Raw genomic sequence first — 21,963 nt, forward strand, 5'->3', positions numbered from 1 at the left:
TAGTGACAGCCGCGCTTTCCGGCTGTTGTGAATCGAGTGTATGGACTGCGCCCGGTACCAGCTACGCATCGGCTTCTAATTCAGATATCTACAAAATGCAGATCTTGAGTGGGGCTGATGCAGAAAAAACGAAGGGGCCTCTCGGCCCCTTCGGTTGTGTGCAGGCATGGCGGTTTCAGCGCACGCTGTTACCGGCCAGACCGTCCGGCGAGAACACCTTGTCGTTGTCGAGTTCCTTGAGCACGTATTGCTTGGGCTTGCTGTTGTTGAGCTGGGCTACGAAGGCGGTGTCCGTTTGCAGGTCGTTGTAGCCAAAGGTGGAGATCGCCGATCCCGGCAATTCGGGTACTACGATGACCTGCGACCACAAGGTTCGCCATAGCTGGCCGTTGCCATCCCATCGATCAGCAAGCACGCAGATCCAGGTGTCCTCGTCGCAGTAGTAGCGGCTCTTGGCGGCCTGATGGCGCTGGCCGCTACGCACGTTTGCCTCGACCACCCACACACGATGCTTCTCCCAACGCACGTAATCCGGATTCAGCAGGTTGCCTTTAAGCAACTCCTCGTCCTTGGTCGGCTGTAGCATGCGGTTGACGTTGTAGGGGATGAACAGCTCCTTCTTGCCTATCATTTTCCAGTCGAAGCGGTCCATACGGCCGGTCCAGGTGTACATCTCATCGAAGGTCATCACGCCGGCGGCGGCTGGCGTTGGAGTATCACAGCAGCCATTGGGCAACTTGCGCACCCGGCGCTGGCCTTTCAAATAGACCCAGGTCTGTAACTTGTCGGCATCAAGGTACTCGTGAGCCAGTAGCGCCTCGCCTGCACGCAACGGTGGTCCGACGTTGCGGATCGCCACCTGCCAGAACGGCTTGCCTTCGCTCTCGAATTGTTCGAGGTTGCTGTTCTTGTCGTAGTACGGCAGCTGCTCGTTGATCTCGGCATCGGTGACCAACACGGCGCGGCCATCGGCGACAATTTGATACCAGTTGTTGAAATGCTGGAAACGGGCGCCGCGCCAACGCAGCACGTGGTTCCACATTATTTCTTCAGCGCTATGGGGTATCGGGTATGGAATCCCGCCGTAGACGCCTTTGGGCACGCCCTTATCCAGCGAGCCTCGGGTCGCATTGACGAAGGTATTGTCATATACCCATTGCGGAGCAGCCGCAGTGCGTCGGGTCGGGTAAACGTCCAGACGGAAACCCGGGTACTTTTTTAGCATCGCCTGCACCCCGTCGCTGAGGTTGCCGACGTACTGCGCCATGTTCTGCGCGGTGATCGAGAACTGCGGCTTTTCATCCTTGAACGGATCGCCGCGTCGTCCACCCGGAACGTCGCCAGGTGTCGGTTTGGTAAGCCCACCGGTCCAGGCAGGAATGGAACCGTCGGCGTTACCGGCCTTCTCGGCGCCCACGGGGGTCAAATCTCCCCCTTTCAAACGCTGGGCCTGGTCGGCCGGAACCGCCGCATGGACGGGCAAGGCGATGGCGCAGGCCAGCAGCGCCAGCACTGTCCCGAAGGTAAAAACCTTATTCATGACTTCTCCTCATTCTTGTTTTTAAACGGACTGATCAAAAGCTGCGGCGGACGGTGAAGGCGACAAAGTCCCGGTCGGCACGGGCCTGCTTGTAGCTGTAGGAATTGGTGTCATCCAGAAAATTGCCGGATGGCCCGAAGAAGCGCGTGTAGGCCAAATTGAGGTTCCAGGCGTTCATGTACAAACCATTGACGCCGAGGGTGACATCACCACCGTTCTCTGGCGGTACGGCCGCCGGGCCGAGCGGGTTACGCGAGCCCTTGGGCGTGAAACCGACGCCCATCGGCAGGCTGATGTCCCAGCCGAGCATTGCCTGGCGGTACATCGGTTTGAACACCGCACGCATCGACCAGGCGTCGCGTGTGATATTGGGGTCCAGGGCCGCAACGCCGGCGACGGTGGCGTCGCAGTTCTGCGTGCAACTGAGCAGACGGGTCCATGCCACTTCGGCCGCCAGGCTCGCCTCGTTCCACAGTGCCGTTCGTGGCACCGTCCAGATGGTCGAGAGGTTGACATGGCCGGTATTGCCCACCGCATAGGCGGGATGATCGCGGTTGTCCGGCACGGGGCCACCCAACGCGGAGGTGTCGACAGCATGCGTGGTAGCCAGCGACTGGCCCTTGCGTATCGAGGCTTCCATCGCCAGGTTCAAGTCGCCAAAGCTGCGGCTGGCACTAAAGCCGTATAGCTGGGTGTCCTCGTGGTAGGCCAGGTAATAGCCGGTCGGCAGGACTGGCCCGAAGGCGCCGAACGGCTGCCCAAGGCTCGTGACCTGCTGGAAGTCCTTGTCATGAAATTGCAGCGCATAGAATCCCAGGTCGAACTCGCCGACCTGCCAGCGCACCTGCACACCAAACTGCCCGGAGTCCTTGGCATCGCGGTCTGACTCCTTGACGGCCGACAACCCGGTAGTCGGATCAAGCACCAGCCGCTCGGCGCCGGCACCAACGATATCGGACACCGAGAAATAACTCCCCGAAGCAGGGATGCGGTTATGCACGTAACGGAACTGATAATAAGCACCGATCGACAGGGAGTCGTTCAGTTGCCACTGTGCCGACACCTGCGGCACCGGAAGCACGAACTCCTTGGCCTCCGCCGTCGGGTCATCGAGCAAGCGGGTCGTATCGAACGGGCTCTGCGCACCGGCCACCGCGTTGTTAGCGAAGAACAGGCTTTCGCCCCAGACCAGCGAGTGCTGACCAAGGCGGCCGGTCAGCTCGGTGCCACCCAGTTGCAGGCGCCCGAATACGAAGGCATCGCGCAGCTCGGCGTTGCGACCTTGCTGGTCCCGTGTCGAGTGCGTAAATGAGTCCTGGCCGACGGAAAGCTGGTTAGGGTAGGCGCCACCGGCAAAGCCAGGGTTGTCGTTGTCACGGTTGTAGACAGAGTCGTACCAGCCATCGGCACTGATCCGCGCACCGAAACCGCTGGAGTGGACGACGTCCAGTTCGCTGAACAGTTCACCGCGATTGGAAACCAGTCCTGTACTGAAATTCCTGTCACCGTCATCCTGGTTTGGATTCGACAACAACCCGCTATCGCGCTTGTCGACGCGGAACATGGCGGAGTAGCGCAGCGAGTTATTCCAGTCGACCTTCAGACCATCATCTGACTCCCAACTAAAACTCGCCCAACTCTGCGTGGGTGACAAGGCACCGACCGTAAGGACGATTCCCAGGGCGACCGGTAAACGAACACACTTCTTCTGACGATATGTCATGGCACTACCTGCTTTTATGATTGTTTTGGGGGCCACATTGCGGTGAAACGACCCGCTGCATCGTCATGCCGCGGGTCACGTGTTGCTGTGTGCTACATCGGCGTCACGCCGTCCCAGCACAGGTACTTGATCTCGAGAAATTCTTCGATCCCGTAGTGCGAGCCCTCGCGACCAAGCCCGCTCTGTTTGATGCCGCCGAACGGCGCTACCTCGCTGGAAATCAGTCCGGTGTTGATCCCGACCATTCCCACTTCCAATGCTTCGGCAGTGCGCCAGATACGCGCCGCGTCACGGCTGAACAGGTAGGCGGCCAGGCCAAAGTCGGTGTCGTTGGCGATGGCGATGGCTTCGGCGTCCGTGCCAAAACGCAACAGCGGCATGACCGGACCGAATGTCTCATCACGGGCAATGGTCATGCTCAGCGTCACCTCCGAGACCACGGTCGGCTCGAAGAAGGCACCGCCCAGCGCGTGACGCTTGCCGCCTGCGAGCACCCTGGCACCACCGGCCACGGCATTGTGCAGATGCTCCTCGACCTTCTTCACCGCAGCGGCATCGATCATCGGACCGATCTGCACGCCCGCCTCCAGGCCATTACCCACTTTCAGTTCCGCGGCGCGGCGGGCCAGACGATCAGCAAGCTGGTCATAGATGCCCTCCTGGATCAACACCCGGTTAGCGGCGATACAGGACTGGCCGGTATTGCGGAATTTGGCATTGAGAATCCCCTCCACCGCGAGGTCCAGATCAGCATCCTCGAACACGATCAGCGGCGCATTCCCCCCAAGCTCCATCGAGCATTTCTTGATGGTTTCGGCGGACTGCGCGAGCAGCACGCGGCCCACCTCGGTGGAACCGGTAAAGGTGATCTTGCGCACCAACCGGTGACCGGTGAGAACGTTGCCCACCGACCGCGTAGCGTTGCCGGTCAGCACACTGAATACGCCAGCGGGTATGCCGGCACGGCGCGCCAACTCGGCCAGCGCCAGGGCAGCCAGCGGCGTCTGGCTGGCGGGTTTGACCACCATGGAGCAACCAGCGGCCAGCGCCGGACCAGCCTTGCGGGTGATCATCGCCGCGGGGAAGTTCCACGGAGTGATCGCCGCGCACACGCCAATCGGCTGTTTCAGCGCGATGATGCGCTGGGTTTCCTTCGGTGCCGGGATCACGTCACCGCGCACCCGTTTTGCTTCCTCGGCGAACCACTGCAAAAAGGACGCTGCATAGTCGATTTCACCCCGCGCCTCGGACAGCGGCTTGCCTTCTTCCAGGGTGATCAACGTGGCCAGATCGTCCTTGTGTTCGACCACCAGTTGGTACCAGCGATTGATAATGTCGGCACGCTGTTTGGCGGGGACCTTGCTCCAGCGCGTGAAGGCTTCGTGGGCCGACTCGATGGCGAATTCGGCTTCTGCCTCCTTGCACACCGGCAACTCAACCAGCACCTCACCATTCGCCGGGTTGCGGACGGCGTACTTGCCGTGAGGGGTCTGCTCGACCCATTCGCCGTTGATGAAGGCGCCCTGTCGCCACAACGAAGGGTCTTTCAACAATTCAATGCTCATCGACAGGTCCTCAGCAGGGGAATCGGCCGATCAGGTACTGGCTGTCGTCGTCCGAGGTGCACTCGAGCTTCGACGCTACCAGCCCCTGACGCAGGACCTTCATCAGGCGATCCGGGATACGCCCACCCGGAGCGCGCAGCGGACCACCATTGAAACCGGCCAGCCAGTCCATGTATTTCCAGTGCGCACGGTTGATGTAGTTGGAACCCGCCATATAGGCACCGGTAGCCGCGCCCACCGCGCCGCGCGCCGGCTGAATCTGCCAGTGCAGTTGCATGGCCTCTTCCCACTTGCCATTACGGGCGAGGTCAAACATCTTCGGAAAATGGTTGCCCATCCACTGGGTGTAACTGGTGCCGGAAAACTGCAGGTCCATGAACTTCATCAACGGAATCACGTCGCTTTCGATCGGACAGCTGATGATCACTTCCTCACCAAAGCGGTGATAGGTCTCGATCAGACCAGCCACATGCGGGAAGCCCTGTTCAGCTTTGATCGCCACGATGTTCGGACAGTCATCGAGAAGACGACGGATCAACTCGGGGGACATGCCTTGCGGATGCACCCGCTCGAAGCCCCACAATGGGATAGGAAACAGCATCACAGCCAAGTCGGTGGCGTCGCACACGCTCTTGGTGTAGTCGTAAATTTCCTGCTCGCTGGTCGGCCAGAAGTTCGACGGATAAGACAGCAGCACGATGTCGGCACCCGCCTTCTCAGCCAGTTTCAGCGCCTCGATATTCTCGGCCAGGGTGCCAAAGCCGGCGTGAAAGAACAGGCCCAGCTTGTCGCCTGTAGTCTCTTTGGCCCAGGCAGTGAACTGCGCGTTCTCCTGCGGGGTGATGGCGACTTCGGTACACAGCAATGTGTAGGTGAAGCCAAGGTCCGCGACTTTCTGAATGTCGTGACGGATACCCTGTTCGTTGAGGTGCTTGAGGTCAGTGCTGTAGCTGGGAATGGTCACCCCAGAGCAGCCCACCAGCATTTCATTGGCCCAGGCACGGGCGTCTTTGCGTTTGTAGTTGGCCATTATTGTTGTTCTCCTTGGATAGGGTGGATCAGCGGTCAATCGTCACGATGCCCGCAGGGATGAGTTGGTACCGATTGCTGGAGAGCGCCTCGCGCAGCAACATCTCGGCAGTCACGACGTCCTGCAGGGCGCTGCCGACCGATTTGTAGATGACGATGTCGCTGGCTGAACGACGTGCGGGTACCTGGCCGGACACCACCGCGGCGAGACTGACGGTCTTGCTCGCCACATCCACGCCGTCACGGGTCGCGACAAGGGAATCACCCGTCTCGTGCAGCACTTCTTCGGGCATGTCGGCGATGATCAGGTCGGCACAGGCCATGGCGGCCGAGTCAACTTCGCGCTGTTCCGGCAGCGTGGAGCCAACCGACAGCACCACCATGCCTGGCTGCAGCCATTCACCCAGCAGCACCGGCGACTCGTCACGACTGCGTGCGGCGCAGATCACGACATCGACACCGTCGATTGCCGCCTGCGCGCTATCGACGACCTCCAACTGCAGGCCGTGGGATTCGTCAAAGGAAGCGGCGAACTTGGTTCGACTCGCAGGGGTCGGGCTGAATACGCGAGCCAGGGACACTTCGCGCACCGACAACAGCGCAGTCAGCATGCCCTTGGCGACAGAACCGGAGCCAATCACGCCCACACGCAGGGCGCCCTCGGGAATCACTGCATTAGCAGCCACCACCGCAGTCGCGGCAGTGCGCAGGTCGGTGATACGGTTGCCGTCTACCAGCGCGGCCAGCTCCATGGTCCGCTGATCAAACAGAGAAATGAGGTAGCTGGCGCGACGAATTTTTGGTGAGGCGGCAATCAGCTTGCACCCCATGTACTCGCCCGACGGTGAAACCGCACACAGGCTGCGCAACCAGAAGCCCTCACCGCGGGCCATGATGCGCGGCGGGACCATGGCGTCCTTAATGGGCTTGGCGTAGGCCTCGGTGAGGGCCGCTATAACCTTCGGCCACTTAGCCAGTTCAGCGATGTCCGTGTCCCTGATAAAGGGCGTCGAGACTTCAAGCTTTTCAGTGTTTAGGGAATGTGCAACGTCCATAGAAACCTCCGGATCTCGTTGAGCCGGAGTTTATGAACTGCACCGGAGGCGAGCTACGCAAGCCGGCCTAATACAGATATCTATAAAACAAGACGCTTGGATGGCCTTCTGAGAACGCAGCAACCCCGCAGCACAAGAAGGCCGAAAAGCTCTTCGCAATCAAAAATGGATAACTGCTTTATCCAAATCGAGATGGATTCTCCTGCCTGATCAAGGTGCGTCAGCTGCCTATAATGGAGCGTCGCAACCAGCCGAAGCCCTGCCCCGAATGATCGACAACATCGAACCACCTCCCCCCCGCCGCAAGCGCCAGAGCTTTACCAAAACATTGGTTGTGGAGCTTTCCCGACAAATCACCGAAGAGGTGATCAAGTGCGGCGAGAAGCTGCCGACCGAATCGGAAATCATGAGCGCACATAACGTGAGCCGAACGGTGGTACGCGAGGCGATCTCCAGGCTGCAGGCGTCTGGGCTGGTGGAAACCCGACATGGGGTGGGCACCTTCGTGCTGGATAACCTCAACACCCATGGCTTGCGCATTGATCCGGCAACCATCGTCACACTGCGAGACGTGATTGACATCCTGGAGTTTCGAACCAGCCTGGAGGTCGAGGCCGCAGGGCTCGCAGCCAGTCGTTGCAGCGCCGAGGATGTGGCCTTGATGCGTAAAGCGCTGGATGAGTTCAATCAAGCTCTTCACTCAAGCAACGTTGTGGCGTCGGACTTCCGGTTTCACTACCAGATCGCATTGGCGACCCGTAATCGTTACTTCACCGACATCATGTCTCACTTCGGGCCCGGTATTCTGCCGAGAACGCGCCTTAACTCGGCGCTGCTGGCTCACAGCGATCCAGAGCAATACCAGGCACGACTGATTCGCGAACATGAGGACATTTATGAGGCGATCGCATGTCGGGATGCTGATGCAGCACGGGCCGCAATGAGATTGCATCTTACAAATAGCCGGGAGCGGTTGCGCAAGGCTCATGATCAGACGGAGATGACGAACGTGCTGTTCGGCATCCCGCACTCATGTTGCCGGAGATAACGCACAGGTGATGTGCAAAGGCTCAAGCCCCCGTCTTATTAAGCACGGCGTCGACGACGGATCAGCCAGAAAACCAGCACGAGAAGGACAATAACACCCACAACAATGGCCCCCTGGGCCAAGGCCGCCAGATGGGATTTCGCCCCGCCAGCACGTTGCTGTTCGACTTGATCCACGCTGACCTTGGCGCCGGGATTGCCGTAGTGTTGGGTCAGGTAATTGGCCAGCGTCGCGATCTGATGGTCAGTCAATTCCCTGGCGAAACCGGGCATCCTCACATCCGAGCCATCGCTTTTACGATGAATCCCTTCGAGGATGACCATCACCAGGTTATGGGTGTTGCTACGACCGACCGCCGTGTTGTGCGACAAAGAAGGCAAGCCACCGTCGAAACTGCCTTGGCCCTGGGCCTGGTGGCAAGTACCGCAGTAGCCATCGTAGATTTGCGCACCGGTCATCTTGCTCGGATCGGCAGGCAATGCAACGCCACGCAGGCTGCTCAGTTCATCGGTTTTCTGACCCAGGGCATAAACCGGCTTACTGTCCGCAGCTTCACGCTGCGCAGGAACGCTTTTGATGTAAACCGCGATAGCTTTCAGATCAGCGTCGGTGAGGTACTGCAGGCTATGGTCGACCGCTTCAGCCATCGGCCCGGCCGCTTGGCCCTTACCCAGACTCTCGCCCGTCTTCAGGTATTTGATCAACTCCTCGGTATCCCAACCGCCAACCCCGCTGTTGAGGTCTGATGTGATATTGGGCGCGTGCCACGTCCCGACGTCACCACCCGCCAGTTCCTTCGAGGCCACCTCGGCCATCATCAGGTTGCGTGGCGAATGGCAGGCGCTGCAGTGGGTCAGGCCTTGAGTCAGGTAGGCGCCCCGATTCCATTCAGTGCTTTGCGCAGGGTCGGCCTTGTAGGGCTGGCTATCGAGGAACAGCAGATTCCAGCCGGCCATCGATAAGCGAATGTTGAACGGAAAGGGTAGCTGGGTCGGCTTCGGTGCAGTCTCCACGGCGGCGACATCGTTCATGAAGTAGGCGTACATCGCCTTCACGTCGTCATCACTGACCTTGGCGTATGAGGTATACGGCATGGCGGGATACAGATGCTTGCCATCAGCGCGGATGCCTTTGCGCAACGCGTCACTGAATTGTTCCAGGGTGTAATTGCCGATACCGACCGTTTTCGAGGGGGTGATGTTGGTGGCGATGATCTCGCCAATCGGTGTTGGCAATGCCAGCCCACCAGCAAAGGGCTTGCCTCCGGGTACGCTGTGGCAGGCCACACAATCGCCGGCAGTAGAAAGGTATTTACCGCGCTGGATCAACTCGTTGTCAGGAGTCGAAGCATTGGCGTGCAGCGTGACGATACTGGTGGCCAGGATAACCAGATGGCCGATGAGGTGTTTTTTCCAGTTCATTGAAGGTCAGCCTCGCACGTGTTCGATCGATGAGCCGAAGGGCGATACGCGAGCAATGATGCGATCGGGCAGTATGTGATGCGCGGTCCGTAGCGCCAGGGCCACGCCCGTCAATGTCGAGTTCATGGTTGCCGCGGTAGGCATCACACCGGTGCTGCAGATGAACAGGTTTTCATGATCGTGGGTTCGACCGAAGCTGTCACACACCGAAGTTTTGGGGTCATTCCCCATGCGCATGGTGCCGGTGATGTGCTGGTTATTGGCGAAACTACCCTCTGCGCTGTAGCGCACATTGGTACCGCCCATGAGTTCGACGATGCGCGCAAAATCCTTGTGCGAGGCCTGCGCGCCACGCCGGGTGTAGTCGTCGATGGCGTAATGCGCCTGCGGTTTTGGAATGCCCAACGCATCTTTCTGCGAGCTGAGGGTGATGCGGTTTTCCGGGTTTGGCAACACCTCTAGAACGTCTTTGAGGCTCATTTCGAACGCGGCGCGGTGACGCAGTTGTTTCTCGAACTCTGGACCATAAACGCCGTTGGCGATCAACGAATCGGTAGCGCTGTTGACTCGCGAAATATTGGTGAAGTCCAGGCGGTAAGGTGCGTGTTCTTTGCGAAAGGCACCGTCGCGCATGGTGTTGATCGAGCTGGGACTCTGTGGCCCACGGCCCAGCCACAACTCCTCATCGGCGTCAAAGGTGACCGAGGTGCTCGGGTGGTCCATCAGGTTGCGGCCGACCATGCCGGAACTGTTGGCGAGGCCATTGGGGTATTTGTCGCTGGCAGACAGCAGCAACAGCTTGGGACTCTCGATACCATTGGCGGCGAGGATAAAGGTCTTGCCGGTGACTCGATGGGACTTTTTATCCGGGTCGAAATAATGGACCGCTACGATCTTGCCACTGTCGTCATGCTCGATACGGTAAACCACCGCATTGATCTGCATTTTGACGCCTGCATCCACCGCTGATTGAATCGCGATGCCGCCATGGTATTGCGCGTCAATCGGGCAAATCGGCTGGCAACTGTTGTTGCCACAACAGGCAGGTCGGCCGTCGTAACTGCGACTGTTGCGTGCGGTTGTATTACCCACCACCGCGTAGGTCGGGGCAAGCCGCTCACGAATGCGACGCATGGCGTAGGGCTCGGTGACGGGCTCCATCGGAAACGGCTTGCTGCGCGGCGAACCGGTATTTTCCGCGCCCGAGACGCCCCAGATCTCTTCCGCTTCCTGATAGAAAGGGTCGAGTTCCTCATACGTCAGCGGCCAGTCGACGCCCACGCCATACAGGCTGTGGATGCGCATATCGCCCGGTACCACGCGCCAGGCCTGGGCCGCCCAGTGCCACGTCGTGCCACCGACACCACGAATGTATTCCGCCGGATACGGATAGGGCCCGGCCTGCACCAGATAGCCGTTATCGACAGGCTTGTAGACTGGATGTGGCGCCCATTCCGAGCAGGTATAAGGTGACATCCAATCGCTTTTGCGCGTGGAGTTGCGGAACGCCGCAACTATCCGGCCGCGTTCAATCGGCCCGCCAGCTTCGAGAATCAGAACAGATACGCCCTGCTTCACCAATTTCAACGCCGCCAGCGATCCGCAGATCCCCGAACCGATAACGACAATATCAGCCGATAGCTGGTCAGACATTTGGCACCTCTTCATTTGGTTTTTTTGCCCAGCTGCCATAAGGACCATAGGCATAGGTCGGCGGCTTGAGCACATCAGCGACAATCACAGCGTTCAGGGCATTTTCGTAAGCAAGACAGCGCGCATGCTCACCACTGCCCACGACGCCCATGAACCAGGCAGTGGCGATTTTTCGCGGAACAACTGCTAATGGCGACTTTTCGTCATCGAGTATTTTTTGTAGCTGAAGGGGATCGATCTTGCGTTCGTTGACCAGCGCCAGCAGGTCTTTGACGCCACTGGCGAAGTTCGGATCGTCGGCAAGCAGTGCCCGGTACAGATTTTTCGCCAGCTCACTGTCGAGGGTCTGGCGCCCGGCGATAATCGCCGACATGGCGACAAACGCACCTTGGTCGGCGCTGTCTACAGGTTCGGCAAGCGCCCAGGGAATCAATGACGCAGTATAAGCAGTCACCAGGCTCTTGAGCAGGGTCCGCCGGGTGGGCTTCATCGCATTGGAGCTCTTTATCGTGTTCAGGTTATTCATGTCTTTTCCTGCGATAACAGGTCATTGAAGGGTCGAAAGCCCCCACAATTCGGTTGGGCTTGTGGCCTTTTAGAAAACGGTGTTGACGGTCAAACCGGCGACGAAAGCATTGTCTACCTCGTACACACCTCCTGGATTGGCCAGGTATTGCAGGTTAGGTCGTACCATTAGCCAGTTTGTCAGTTTGAAGTCGTAGTGAATTTCAGCCGCGTATTCCGCGTGCTGGATTGGCTGATAGGCAGGGTTAGCATAGTCAACGAGATTGTTGACCTGGTTATGCACGCGTTGGTTCTTTGTCAGTGCCGGATTGACATGCAGCTCACTGAAGCCGATGGCCAGAGAGTCCTGAGGGCGAGCATCAAATGGACCCGCATAAATAGCCCCAACCTGGGCCTGCCAGTCCAGCGTGCTGCTGTCCTTGTCGTACCCTGAGTAATGCGCGAACAGACTTAAGCCACGTTTGGCATCACCGTCGACTGTAGTGACTTGTTGCCGCGCGTAGGCGTACCAACCGTAACGGCCATCATGTACATCGGCAGGATTACCGGAGAGTTGCTTGTCGATACCGTTGTTATCTTTGAGCACGTCGTTAGCGTCGGCAGAGTTCCAATACCCGCCAAACATGTACTTGCCTGCCATCCCTTCAGCGCCCAGCGAAGGTGTCCAGCCCAGTTCCCCGACATAGGTCATACCTTCCTGACCCGAGGTGTTCAACTTAAAGCCATTGTTGCTATCCAGCAGCGTCGGGTTGTACTCGTACGCGCCGACCTGGGCATAGACCTGCGGCGTCATGTTGACTTTGATCCGACCGCCCCACTGCCCGACTGGCGAGTTGAACCACACGGTAGACGCGTGACCGACCAGCCCGCCACACATCGAGTTGTTCTGGAACACGCAGCCGGTCGAGTCAAAATCACTGCCTATTGGCAACCGACCCGCTTTGATGTCGAGCACGTCATCGAAAAACTTCTGCTGATAGGCCAGGACCGTGATCCGCCAGGTCTGGCCGCGCCCATAGTTTTCTTGCACGGAAGAGCCAATCGTCCCCGTACGCGGGTCCGCCAGCCGATCATTGGTCAGGTCCCGACCACTGCGCTCAGTGATCTGCAGTTGCAGATTCGCGGCGGGCAACCCCAGGATCTTTTGCAGGTCAAGGGCTCCGCCAATATTGAACTGGTCGGTGTAGCGTGCCGTATGATCGTGATCATAACCGCCACTGAGGTTGGCAGCGCTTTCTGACTGATAACTGAGTTGGAAGTCGTAGCCTTTATCGAGTAGCTCTGTACGAAGCCCGCCCCAGTCGCCGGTCATCCATCGGGAAGAAGCAGAAAACATCTCTTCATCGGCATGAGCGGCACAACTGACGCACCCCATAAAAAAGCAACTGCTAACAAACACTCTGGGGCTCATGTATCAGCTCTCCTCGTGGCGAAAGGTGGTTAGAAAGATTAGTTGGAAAACTCATTAGCACGACAGTTGATTAGCTTGCTAAGCATTTAGTTATCGACTTAAAGGTGATAGCACGCCTGGCGCGATCACTCGCTATTGATACTGTTTTAGGTTCAATGGTTTAGCGCACAACGCTAAATGCGCTGTTAGATTGTCGCGAACATTCCGCCTTGAATAGCGCGCACTAATATCCGTAAAAAAACAGACTTCCGGATGTCTATGCCCAGTGATAACTAGTTTCATAGGTGACCGCGCCGCGGAAAAGCCGACTCGATCCATCTGGAATCCCAAGGGGAGGATATTTTGAACAGGAGACAGCGAGCCTCTGAGGCAGTGGCCTCACCGGCATAAGGAGCTTAATGTGTGAGGCAGCACATTGGCGCTTGCAAAACGAATAATCGTGTAAGGTGTTACTTATTATAATTTCTTAGCTTCGTCAACGCCGCCCTGGTAATGCTTATACATTTTTTGTTATCACCCTGGGCCTGAGCAGCCTTTGCGTCCGCGATTGTTCTCTCTACCAGCGTCTTGACCACCGCGTGGGTTTGGGCGGTGCTGACCTGTTGATCGTGAAGACTTTGCAAGTTCGCTGCGCACAAGTCCCCAGCGGCAGTCGCCTGCATATTGAATGAAGCGGCAACTACAAACATTCCACCCGCTATTAGCAAGTGCCTCATATCGGTACTCCTCAAAGTGTTAAACGCGTTCTTTTCTGCAGAGAATAGTTTAGGGGGCTTTCCTAAAATGTTCCCGACCGGGTTAAAAGGAGGTGAGCAATAGCGCTCTCCCGGAAGTTTTCCGTCCTGTTGTCTGGCTACAATCCACGACGTCTGGCGCGACGATGGTCGCCTCGGTGCGAACCTTGGCGTCCCCGCGTCTATCGCGTTGATGTGCCGCACAACGCGTTGCGACCTAGCTGATGCCGCCAAGTTAATTCACTGATAGCGATAGATCAAATCAATAACAGATATAGGTCATATAATCTGGTTAAATAGGTTGATTCATAGCCTGCAGGTAGCCGCTCGCGGCTAGTTGCCTCTCTGATAGACGTAGGTATCTATATGGACTTGTCTCAGATCGATTTGAACCTCCTTGTTTCTTTGGAGATATTGCTGCAGGAACGCAACGTGACCCGCGCCGCACAACGCCTGAATATCAGCCAACCGGCCATGTCAGCACAACTGGGGCGACTGCGGACGGTGTTCGGCGATCCCTTGCTATTAGCCGCTGAAAACGGTCGAGGCATGACCCCTAGCGCCTTGGCATTAACATTAGCGCTGCCGTTGAGCGCAGCACTCAACGGACTGGAAAAAGTCATCAATTTTCAGCCGACCTTCGACCCCTACAAAGACAGCCGTGAATTCAGCATCGCCATGGGTGAAGATGCAATGTTGGCCGTCGGCATGAAGCTGGTAGGGCTTCTACAAACGCTCGGTCCGCACAAACTACAAATAAAAATCCAGCGACCACGGCCTGACCATATCGCAACTGAACTTGAACGCGGTGAAGTCGATATGCTCATTGATTTAGATCGGATGATACCCAGCAGCATGAAGGCGCGAACGCTGTATGAGGGGGGGTTTGTCATGGCGCAGCGCAAGGGCCATCCGCGCGGCACCGCTGCCTTGGATTTGGATACCTATTGCAATCTCGAACACTTATTGATTTCCAGCGCTTCAGGCAGCCCACAACGCTACATGGACGAATATCTGGCCAATCTGGTGCGTCGACGTCGGGTGGTCATGACGCTGCCGCAACTGTCGCTGATCCCTCATTTGCTGCGCAACAGTGACTACGTCTGCACATTGCCAGCCGGACATTTTATTCAATTTGGCGATGACTTAGAGCTCTACGAACTGCCTTTCGCGGCCCCCTGCTTCACCCTGCAATTGGCTTGGCATCCACGTAATCATTTTGACCCAGCAGTGATCTGGATGCGTGATTTTATCCAACAGGCTGCAAACCCAGTCCTCTTTGACACGTTATGAGCCCCATTCCAGACCACTACCAAGCAGGGAAGCGTGAAAGTCGAAGCAACCGTGTCGACAACGTTGTGGCGCGCATGTTGAGTGCGCAGCAAATCCGCCCCGTCAGTGTCATTTATTATGTCTAGTACATCGGCGACAATCCGCGTGGGCTAGACCGGTCCACCCAGGTCAGCCCACCTATAAAAACGCTCTTGCTCATTGATCTCGCCAACAGCTTGAGATCTGACGCTCAGTCACCGCGCAGAATCAGCGCACGCGCACCGTCCCATTCGGCGAAGATTTTTTGCCCGTTCTGTACGCCGAGCAGGTTGTAATCGGCGTGCGGTTTCTGCACCTGCAGCTCGAGCCCACCGCTGGCTTCGAGGTAGATGTTTACCATCGAACCGATAAACTCTTCACCGACCACGGTGCAGGCCAGCCGGTTGCGCTGGCCAGGCTGCGCGGTCAGATCGATATGCTCGGCGCTCACGCAGACAGTGACTCGCTCGCCGGGGACGACTGACTTACCGTCCGGCAGCCGCGCCAGAAAGTCACCGTGCTCGGAATCAAGACGGACCAACCCCTCCTCGTCGAAGCCGACGACAGTGCCGCAAAGGATGTTCTTGCCGCCAACGAACTCGGCGACGAAGCGGTTGTGTGGCTCGAGGAAGACCTCCTGCGGCGAGCCGATCTGTTCAACCCGGCCCCGACTCATGATCACAACGCGATCGGCCATCGCAAAGGCTTCGGATTGACTGTGCGTGACGTAGACGAAGGTGATGCCAAGGTCTTTTTGGAGGCCGGTCAGCACGCCCTGCATACGCACGCTGAGATGAGCATCGAGAGCGCTTAACGGCTCGTCGAGGAGCAGGATGGGCGGTTCGGTAACCAACGAACGTGCCAGCGCCACGCGCTGGCGCTGGCCGCCGGAGAGCAGGCTGATGTCGCGTGCGGCGAACTCCTCCAGCCCAAGGCGCTCAAGCCAGTGCAGCGCTTTCTTGCGCCGCTCGGCCTTGGCCATGCCACGCATCCGCAGACCGAACTCGACGTTCTCGACCACATTGAGAAACGGGAACAGCGCCAGGTTTTGCCAGACCAGCGGCGTCTCCCGCTCCCAGGAGTAGAGGTCATTGATCCGCTCGCCGTTGAGGCGAATCTCGCCTTCGCTCGGCTTGTCGAGGCCCGCGAGCATGCGCAACGTCGTAGTCTTGCCGCAGCCGCTCGATCCCATGATCGCGACGAACTCGCCCTTGTAAATCTCCAGGTTCATACGTTCGACGGCGAGGTAACTGCCGAAATGCTTGACCACGTTGTCAAATACCACCAGCGGTTGAGTCATGGCTGAAATCCTTCGGGTTCAGGTGTTTGTCAGGGCAGCGTCAGACGCTCGCCGGCTTCTTGCGCCGCATCAGCAGCAACTGTGCAAGGATTACCAAGGTCATGGTCGTGATGAAGACGATTGTCCCGATTGCATTGATGGTCGGGCTCACCTGCCCTTGTAACGTGTTAAGGATGCGCACCGGCACCGTCTCGTTGAGCCCCGACACGAACCAGGCGACCGCGAACTCGTCGAAAGAAACGGCCATGGTCACAAACAGCGCGGCGAAGATGCTGGGCGCCGAGAACGGCAGGATCACATAGCGCATGGCCTTCCATTGGCTGGCACCGAGGTTCCATGCCGCCGCCTCGATGTTCGGATCCATCTGCGCCAACCGCATCCGGATCACCGCCATCGCGAACGGCGCACACATTACGATGTGGCTGATCATCACCGCATAGATCTCGCCGGAAAGCCCGACTCGGGACAGGAAAGCCAGCATCGCCAGCCCCATGATCACGACCGGAATGGTTGGCGGCAGCAGCGCGAGCGCCATGTATATCGACTTGCCGAAGAACTGGTAGCGGAAGTCTGTGTAGGCCGCAGTGAATCCGAGCAAGGTCGATACCAGCGACACGACCACTCCCACAGTGAGGCTGTTCCTGAATGCCTGCCAAACTGCCGGGTCGGCGGCGATCACCTCATACCAGTGCAGACTGAAGCCGCCCAGCGGCAAGGATGGGAAACGGTCGATGTTGAACGAGAACACGAAGCTGCCGGCGATTGGCGTAAAAATGAAGATGAACACCAGTACGACAAAGCTGCGCAGCAAGAAGTTAATCAAGCGATGCTCGTTCATGCGCGCCTCCGGTAAGCAAAGCGAACCGCACCGAAGGCGGTGATGAGTAGCGTCACGATCATCATCGTTGCGATCACCGCCGCGCGTGGCCATTGTTGACCGGACTTGGTGGTGTCAGTGATTAGGGTGCTCAAGGTCGGCGGCTGACCACCGCCCAGATAGAGCGGGCTGACGAAGTCGCCGAAGGTCAGGATGAAGCAGAACAGCGCTGCAACGACGATGCCGATCCGCGCCGACGGTACCACCACCAGCAACACCGTTCGCAGTCGTCCGCAGCCGAGGTTGTGCGCCGCCTCGATCAACGAGCGATCGATGTACATCAGGCTGAACAGTTGCAGCAACACCACCAGTGGCAGGCACAGCGTGAAATAGCCGACATAGGTGCCAAACGCTGTGTTCAGCATTGCAAACGGCTCTCGCCCGAGTTGACCGAGTGCGGCGTTAAAGATGCCGTTATCGCTGAGGAACACCTGCCATGAATAGGTGCGCACCAGATAGCTGGTGAAGAACGGTGTAATCAGCAGCAGCACCAGCAACTGCTTTGCCGACTCGCGGAACTTGAAGGCGATCGTATAGGCGCAGGGAAAGGCCACCATGCTGACCAGCACGGTGGCGCCCGCAGCCATTGCAAGGGTGTGGACGTAAGCGTCCCAGAAGAACCCGCGGCTGAGCATGTAGCTCCAGTTCAGCCACTCGAACGTCGGCACCATCCGGAAGTTGCGCACGGTCCAGAAGCTGATGGCCACCAGAAACGCCAGCGGGAATATGAAGAAGATCAACTGCCAGATCAGGATCGGCATCGCGAACGTGAAGCCGTACCAGGGCAAGCGGAATGTCCTCTTGCCCCCGCACCGTCGCGCCAACGGCTTCGCCGCACTACTTTCGGCATACCCTGGCGGCGAATTCCTTAACTTTTGTAACATCATTGCGACCACCTCCGAGTGCCTCATCAAGCGCCCTTGTATTCGGACCAGAAGTCGTTCCACTCCTCCAGGCTCTGCTGGATCGGGAGCTCGCGGTACTTGATGCGACCATCCCTGATGTCATTCATGACGTTACGCTGGCCGAGCACCATGCCTTGACGCTTCGCTTCGGCGGGATCGGTCTGGTTCAGCAGTTCCCAACCTTTTTTGCTCGGGATGAGGGCTGGATAAGCGGCCATCTTCGCCGACTTGACCTGGCCTTCCGGCGATGTGATGTATTGGATGAACTTCTTCGCCAGCTCCGGACTGTGTGCTTTCCTGGCGATGCAGTAGGACTCCGTCCATTGCAACCCGCCCTCCTCCGGCAGCACGGTTTTCACCGGTGCGCCGGCGCGCTGCAGGACCCCGGTGATCCAGTCGCCGATACCGCACATTGCATGGATCTGACCGTTCTTCAGCGAAGAAAAGGTTCCGCCGTAATCGAAGAATCCACCGATCTGTGGGCGCAGGCTCATCATCTTCTGTTTGACGCTTTGCCAGTGCGCGGTGTCGATGTCGTAAGGGCGCGCATTGCCGTTCAGCAGACTGATCTGCCCCAGATTCGGCAAGTGCCAGTCGAAGTGCCCAACCTTGCCCTTGAGGCTTTCGTCCCAGAACATGTCATAGCTGCGCACCTTGGCTTCGGGAATGAGCTGGGTGTTGTAAGCGATGCCCAGAAAGCCAAAGCGGATAAGGACAGAATAGAGCTTGTCACCCTGCCAGTGCCCAGGGAAGTGCTGGAACTCAGGGTAGAAGTCGTCAAAGGGATAGTCCGCGGGGTCGAGCTCTTCAATGTATTCGGCAGCATTGAGTTGCTGCACATATTCGGCGTCGGACAGGATCAGATCGAAGGTACCGGGCGGGGATTGCGAGATCAGCCCCAGCATGTTGTCCCCACCGGTGTAGTACTTGGCCCGGACTTTGACCCCATACTTGCGCTCAAAATCAGCGACTATGTCCGGCTCTGCGTGTCCGGCCCATGCCAGGATGACCAGTTCTTTTTCCGATGCAGCAAAGCTTCTCAAAGGCAGGAACCCAGATAGCGCTGCAGTGCCTGCCAGGATGCTGGTGGTCTTGAGGAATGTACGGCGTGAAAGGTCGACGCGATTTTTCATTATTGTCTCTCCTGGGTGATGGAAAGTTGCCCGTGTCCGTTTCATCCTTTTGCGCTTGCCTCCTGCTTACTGTCGCTGCCAACCACACGCATCATTAGCTGGCTGCATGCATTGCAGCAGGTCGCCATCACCCATTTTTGTACGCGTCCGACCTGAAGTTTGTCAGATCCGACCCATCGCCCCCCTTTCACCGAAAAGCGAAAAACCCGGAAAGCCTTCCCCCAGCCAGAAATGCCAAATTAGAGGATGTTTTGTCATTTACGGGTCGGATTTGGACAAATCGCCCCCTTCCCGATCTGATCGAATCGCTCTATGCGCCACCTTCGATTCCTGCAATCCAAAGGGTCGGTCAGACAATAGGCGAACGCCCCCAACCACCGGTTAAAAACCGCCAACAGTTCAATCACTTTCAAAGGGTGTGTAGATGAACAACAGCGTCGTTATTGGAGAACTCACCTGGCCAGAGTATGCAGAGAAGGTCGCTACCGGCTGCCCTATCTTTCTGCCCGTTGGCGCATTGGAACAGCATGGACATCACATGTGCATGGAGGTCGATGTTCTGCTACCTACCGCGATATGTAAGGCGGTCGCAAAAAATGTCAGCGGCCTGGTTTTGCCTGCACTGGCCTATGGCTACAAGTCTCAGCAGAAATCAGGAGGCGGCAACCACTTTCCTGGAACGACCAGTCTCGATGGGGCCACTCTGACCCATACCGTGCAGGACATCATCAGAGAACTTGCACGCCATGGTGCACGCAAACTGGTGATGATGAATGGTCACTATGAAAACTCGATGTTCATTGTCGAGGGCATAGACCTTGCACTTCGAGAACTTCGCTACGGTGGCATCAGTGACTTCAAAGTTGTCGTGCTGTCCTATTGGGACTTCATCAACGAGCCCGCCGTGATCGAAAAGCTGTATCCCGATGGGTTCCTCGGCTGGGACATAGAACATGGCGGTATTTTCGAAACCTCTTTGATGCTGGCCCTTCACCCTGACAAGGTCGATCTGAGTCGCGCAGTCGACCATCCCCCAGCGAGCTTCCCGCCTTATGACGTCTTTCCCATCATTCCTGAGCGCACACCGGCGTGTGGAACACTGTCATCCCCTAAAGGTTCCAGTCGAGAGAAAGGTGAGCTGATTCTTGAAGTGTGTGTCTCAGGCATTAGTGCCGCCGTGCGAGAGGCTTTTGATTTGGAAACATAAAGAGCTCACGGACGTGCACAAATAACAAACGACAGCTAACCCTTCACCGTCCCAAATAGAATAAAAAGGGTAAATATCATGTCCAGCAGCTCCACGTTGGCCCCAGGCCTCAAGCAGCGTCACGTCACCATGCTTTCAATTGCCGGCGCCATCGGTGCCGGCCTGTTCATCGGCTCAGGACACGCTATCGCCTCCGCGGGTCCAGCAACGATTCTGGCTTACATATTTTCCGGCACTTTGGTCGTTCTGGTCATGCGCATGCTTGGAGAAATGGCCGTAGCCTCGCCCGATACAGGATCATTTTCGACCTATGCCGAGCGTGCGATGGGACGCGGCGCGGGCTTTACCATCGGCTGGCTGTACTGGTGGTTCTGGGTGTTGGTCATTCCTATCGAAGCCATTGCAGCAGCCGCTATTTTGCACGCCTGGTTTCCCGCCATACAAACGTGGGAGTTTGCGATAGCGGTAACCGGTCTGCTGACGTTAACGAACCTGTTCAGTGTCGCTCGTTATGGGGAGTTTGAATTCTGGTTCGCCATGCTCAAAGTCATTGCAGTACTGGGCTTTATCGCGCTTGGCGCGCTTGCCCTGGCTGGCGCATTACCTGATACGACGGTGCGTGGTGTCGTTCAATTAAGCAAAGAGTTTGGTGGCTTCATGCCCAATGGCATGACCGCCGTTATCGGTGCAATGCTCACCACAGTGTTCAGCTTCATGGGAACAGAAATCGTCACCATTGCAGCGGCCGAATCTCAGAACCCCTCCAAACAGATAACCCGCGCGACAAACTCCGTCGTCTGGCGAATGGGGATTTTCTATATTGTATCGGTGTTCCTCATTATCTCCATCGTCCCGTGGAACGACCCCATGCTTATGGAAGTCGGTTCTTATCAGAGAGCGCTTGAGTTGATGAATATTCCACACGCGAAGATGATTGTAGATATCGTTGTACTGATTGCGGTAGCCAGCTGCCTTAACTCAGCCATCTATACGGCGTCACGTATGGTCTACTCGCTGAGCACACGCGGGGATGGCCCTCAAGTACTGCAGAAAACTTCGTCTTCAGGGGTGCCCTATGTTGCGGTGCTAGCCAGCACAGCGGTTGGTTTCCTGACCACAGCGCTTAACTATTTTGCGCCCAACGAAGTATTCTCCTTCCTCCTGGCCAGCTCTGGAGCTGTTGCCCTATTGGTCTATCTGGCCATTGCTATTTCTCAATTGATACTTCGCAAAAAAATGAATGCTTCGGGACAGCCTATCGCATTCAAAATGTGGTTTTATCCTTGGCTCAGCTACCTGGTTATTTTCTGCATCCTGAGTATCCTGATCGTCATGCTTATTTTGCCAGAGCACCGCATGGAAGTTATTGCTACGGGTGCGCTCGCACTGTCCATCGTTTGTATGGCCGCAATCTTCAACGCCAAGAAGAAGACATTGCAAAACGTTGAGATGGCTCAAACAGAGAATGCTTAACTCTATATCCACATAACGTCGCATACGAACATTCATCCTCGCTCACCTCTTTG

Annotated in this window: 17 protein-coding genes; 4 read left to right on the plus strand and 13 right to left on the minus strand. The window is 57.3% G+C overall.

Going from position 1 to position 21,963, the window contains the following annotated elements; all coding sequences use genetic code 11:
• Positions 1-175: 175 nt before the first annotated feature.
• The 5 genes from K0F75_RS01975 to K0F75_RS01995 all read right to left on the minus strand — a co-directional run bounded on the left by K0F75_RS01975 (position 176) and on the right by K0F75_RS01995 (position 6,912).
• A complete protein-coding gene (locus K0F75_RS01975) occupies positions 176-1,540 on the minus strand; it encodes a DUF1329 domain-containing protein (RefSeq protein WP_219060078.1) in 1,365 nt (454 codons plus the stop codon).
• Positions 1,541-1,574: 34 nt separating this feature from the next.
• Complete coding sequence (locus K0F75_RS01980; protein WP_219060079.1) at positions 1,575-3,263, minus strand: DUF1302 domain-containing protein; 1,689 nt, start codon at positions 3,261-3,263, stop codon at positions 1,575-1,577.
• A 92-nt stretch (positions 3,264-3,355) separates the two neighbouring features.
• A complete protein-coding gene (locus tag K0F75_RS01985) occupies positions 3,356-4,828 on the minus strand; it encodes an NAD-dependent succinate-semialdehyde dehydrogenase (protein WP_219060080.1) in 1,473 nt (490 codons plus the stop codon).
• Between the two features lie 10 nt (positions 4,829-4,838).
• Entirely contained in the window at positions 4,839-5,858 is a 1,020-nt protein-coding gene (locus K0F75_RS01990; protein WP_219060081.1) for a dihydrodipicolinate synthase family protein, read from the minus strand.
• A gap of 28 nt (positions 5,859-5,886) precedes the next feature.
• A complete protein-coding gene (locus K0F75_RS01995; protein WP_219060082.1) occupies positions 5,887-6,912 on the minus strand; it encodes an ornithine cyclodeaminase family protein in 1,026 nt (341 codons plus the stop codon).
• A 268-nt stretch (positions 6,913-7,180) separates the two neighbouring features.
• Here K0F75_RS01995 and K0F75_RS02000 point away from each other — a divergent pair, with 268 nt between their 5' ends.
• The gene (locus K0F75_RS02000) at positions 7,181-7,960 is read left to right on the plus strand and encodes a FadR/GntR family transcriptional regulator (RefSeq protein ID WP_219060083.1); all 780 of its coding nucleotides are present in this window, start codon (positions 7,181-7,183) and stop codon (positions 7,958-7,960) included.
• A 38-nt stretch (positions 7,961-7,998) separates the two neighbouring features.
• On the opposite strand, the gene K0F75_RS02005 is transcribed toward K0F75_RS02000, so the two are convergent.
• The 4 genes from K0F75_RS02005 to K0F75_RS02020 form a co-directional block, all read right to left on the minus strand.
• Positions 7,999-9,381, minus strand: coding sequence for a cytochrome c (locus tag K0F75_RS02005; protein ID WP_219060084.1), 1,383 nt, complete (start codon positions 9,379-9,381; stop codon positions 7,999-8,001).
• 6 nt (positions 9,382-9,387) lie between these two features.
• The gene (locus tag K0F75_RS02010) at positions 9,388-11,034 is read right to left on the minus strand and encodes a GMC family oxidoreductase (protein WP_219060085.1); all 1,647 of its coding nucleotides are present in this window, start codon (positions 11,032-11,034) and stop codon (positions 9,388-9,390) included.
• A complete protein-coding gene (locus tag K0F75_RS02015; RefSeq protein ID WP_219060086.1) occupies positions 11,027-11,560 on the minus strand; it encodes a sorbitol dehydrogenase family protein in 534 nt (177 codons plus the stop codon). The genes K0F75_RS02010 and K0F75_RS02015 overlap by 8 nt, the downstream gene beginning before the upstream one ends.
• Before the next feature lie 69 nt (positions 11,561-11,629).
• A complete protein-coding gene (locus K0F75_RS02020) occupies positions 11,630-12,970 on the minus strand; it encodes a carbohydrate porin (RefSeq protein ID WP_257604234.1) in 1,341 nt (446 codons plus the stop codon).
• Positions 12,971-14,070: 1,100 nt separating this feature from the next.
• Here K0F75_RS02020 and K0F75_RS02025 point away from each other — a divergent pair.
• A complete protein-coding gene (locus K0F75_RS02025) occupies positions 14,071-14,997 on the plus strand; it encodes a LysR family transcriptional regulator (RefSeq protein ID WP_219060087.1) in 927 nt (308 codons plus the stop codon).
• Positions 14,998-15,226: 229 nt separating this feature from the next.
• Here the strand turns inward: K0F75_RS02025 and K0F75_RS02030 are convergent, their stop codons facing one another.
• Genes K0F75_RS02030 through K0F75_RS02045 form a run of 4 tightly spaced genes read right to left on the minus strand, consistent with a single transcriptional unit; the run spans position 15,227 to position 19,230 of the window.
• Complete coding sequence (locus tag K0F75_RS02030) at positions 15,227-16,315, minus strand: ABC transporter ATP-binding protein (protein WP_219060088.1); 1,089 nt, start codon at positions 16,313-16,315, stop codon at positions 15,227-15,229.
• Between the two features lie 40 nt (positions 16,316-16,355).
• Complete coding sequence (locus tag K0F75_RS02035) at positions 16,356-17,153, minus strand: ABC transporter permease (protein WP_219060089.1); 798 nt, start codon at positions 17,151-17,153, stop codon at positions 16,356-16,358.
• Positions 17,150-18,079 (minus strand): ABC transporter permease, encoded by a 930-nt coding sequence (locus tag K0F75_RS02040; protein ID WP_219060090.1) that lies wholly within the window; start codon positions 18,077-18,079, stop codon positions 17,150-17,152. Before K0F75_RS02040 ends, K0F75_RS02035 begins: the two co-directional genes overlap by 4 nt.
• A 23-nt stretch (positions 18,080-18,102) precedes the next feature.
• Positions 18,103-19,230 (minus strand): extracellular solute-binding protein, encoded by a 1,128-nt coding sequence (locus K0F75_RS02045; protein ID WP_219060091.1) that lies wholly within the window; start codon positions 19,228-19,230, stop codon positions 18,103-18,105.
• 424 nt (positions 19,231-19,654) lie between these two features.
• Between K0F75_RS02045 and K0F75_RS02050 the strand changes: the two genes are divergently transcribed.
• A complete protein-coding gene (locus tag K0F75_RS02050; RefSeq protein WP_219060092.1) occupies positions 19,655-20,437 on the plus strand; it encodes a creatininase in 783 nt (260 codons plus the stop codon).
• 78 nt (positions 20,438-20,515) lie between these two features.
• Positions 20,516-21,910 (plus strand): GABA permease, encoded by a 1,395-nt coding sequence (gene gabP / locus K0F75_RS02055; protein ID WP_219060093.1) that lies wholly within the window; start codon positions 20,516-20,518, stop codon positions 21,908-21,910.
• The last annotated feature ends 53 nt before the right edge of the window (positions 21,911-21,963 follow it).

Source organism: Pseudomonas sp. UMAB-08 (assembly GCF_900095225.1).
In the GTDB taxonomy this organism is placed as follows: Bacteria; Pseudomonadota; Gammaproteobacteria; order Pseudomonadales; family Pseudomonadaceae; genus Aquipseudomonas.

What these genes read in the sequence shown, in the direction of transcription:
- K0F75_RS02030 (WP_219060088.1), bottom strand. Translation starts at nt 16,315, where the DNA reads ATGACTCAACCGCTGGTGGTATTTGACAACGTGGTCAAGCATTTCGGC.
- K0F75_RS02020 (WP_257604234.1), bottom strand. Translation starts at nt 12,970, where the DNA reads ATGAGCCCCAGAGTGTTTGTTAGCAGTTGCTTTTTTATGGGGTGCGTC.
- K0F75_RS02035 (WP_219060089.1), bottom strand. Translation starts at nt 17,153, where the DNA reads ATGAACGAGCATCGCTTGATTAACTTCTTGCTGCGCAGCTTTGTCGTA.
- K0F75_RS01990 (WP_219060081.1), bottom strand. Translation starts at nt 5,858, where the DNA reads ATGGCCAACTACAAACGCAAAGACGCCCGTGCCTGGGCCAATGAAATG.
- K0F75_RS01985 (WP_219060080.1), bottom strand. Translation starts at nt 4,828, where the DNA reads ATGAGCATTGAATTGTTGAAAGACCCTTCGTTGTGGCGACAGGGCGCC.
- gabP (WP_219060093.1), top strand. Translation starts at nt 20,516, where the DNA reads ATGTCCAGCAGCTCCACGTTGGCCCCAGGCCTCAAGCAGCGTCACGTC.
- K0F75_RS01995 (WP_219060082.1), bottom strand. Translation starts at nt 6,912, where the DNA reads ATGGACGTTGCACATTCCCTAAACACTGAAAAGCTTGAAGTCTCGACG.
- K0F75_RS01975 (WP_219060078.1), bottom strand. Translation starts at nt 1,540, where the DNA reads ATGAATAAGGTTTTTACCTTCGGGACAGTGCTGGCGCTGCTGGCCTGC.
- K0F75_RS02025 (WP_219060087.1), top strand. Translation starts at nt 14,071, where the DNA reads ATGGACTTGTCTCAGATCGATTTGAACCTCCTTGTTTCTTTGGAGATA.
- K0F75_RS02050 (WP_219060092.1), top strand. Translation starts at nt 19,655, where the DNA reads ATGAACAACAGCGTCGTTATTGGAGAACTCACCTGGCCAGAGTATGCA.
- K0F75_RS02015 (WP_219060086.1), bottom strand. Translation starts at nt 11,560, where the DNA reads ATGAATAACCTGAACACGATAAAGAGCTCCAATGCGATGAAGCCCACC.
- K0F75_RS02040 (WP_219060090.1), bottom strand. Translation starts at nt 18,079, where the DNA reads ATGATGTTACAAAAGTTAAGGAATTCGCCGCCAGGGTATGCCGAAAGT.
- K0F75_RS02010 (WP_219060085.1), bottom strand. Translation starts at nt 11,034, where the DNA reads ATGTCTGACCAGCTATCGGCTGATATTGTCGTTATCGGTTCGGGGATC.
- K0F75_RS02005 (WP_219060084.1), bottom strand. Translation starts at nt 9,381, where the DNA reads ATGAACTGGAAAAAACACCTCATCGGCCATCTGGTTATCCTGGCCACC.
- K0F75_RS01980 (WP_219060079.1), bottom strand. Translation starts at nt 3,263, where the DNA reads ATGACATATCGTCAGAAGAAGTGTGTTCGTTTACCGGTCGCCCTGGGA.
- K0F75_RS02045 (WP_219060091.1), bottom strand. Translation starts at nt 19,230, where the DNA reads ATGAAAAATCGCGTCGACCTTTCACGCCGTACATTCCTCAAGACCACC.
- K0F75_RS02000 (WP_219060083.1), top strand. Translation starts at nt 7,181, where the DNA reads ATGATCGACAACATCGAACCACCTCCCCCCCGCCGCAAGCGCCAGAGC.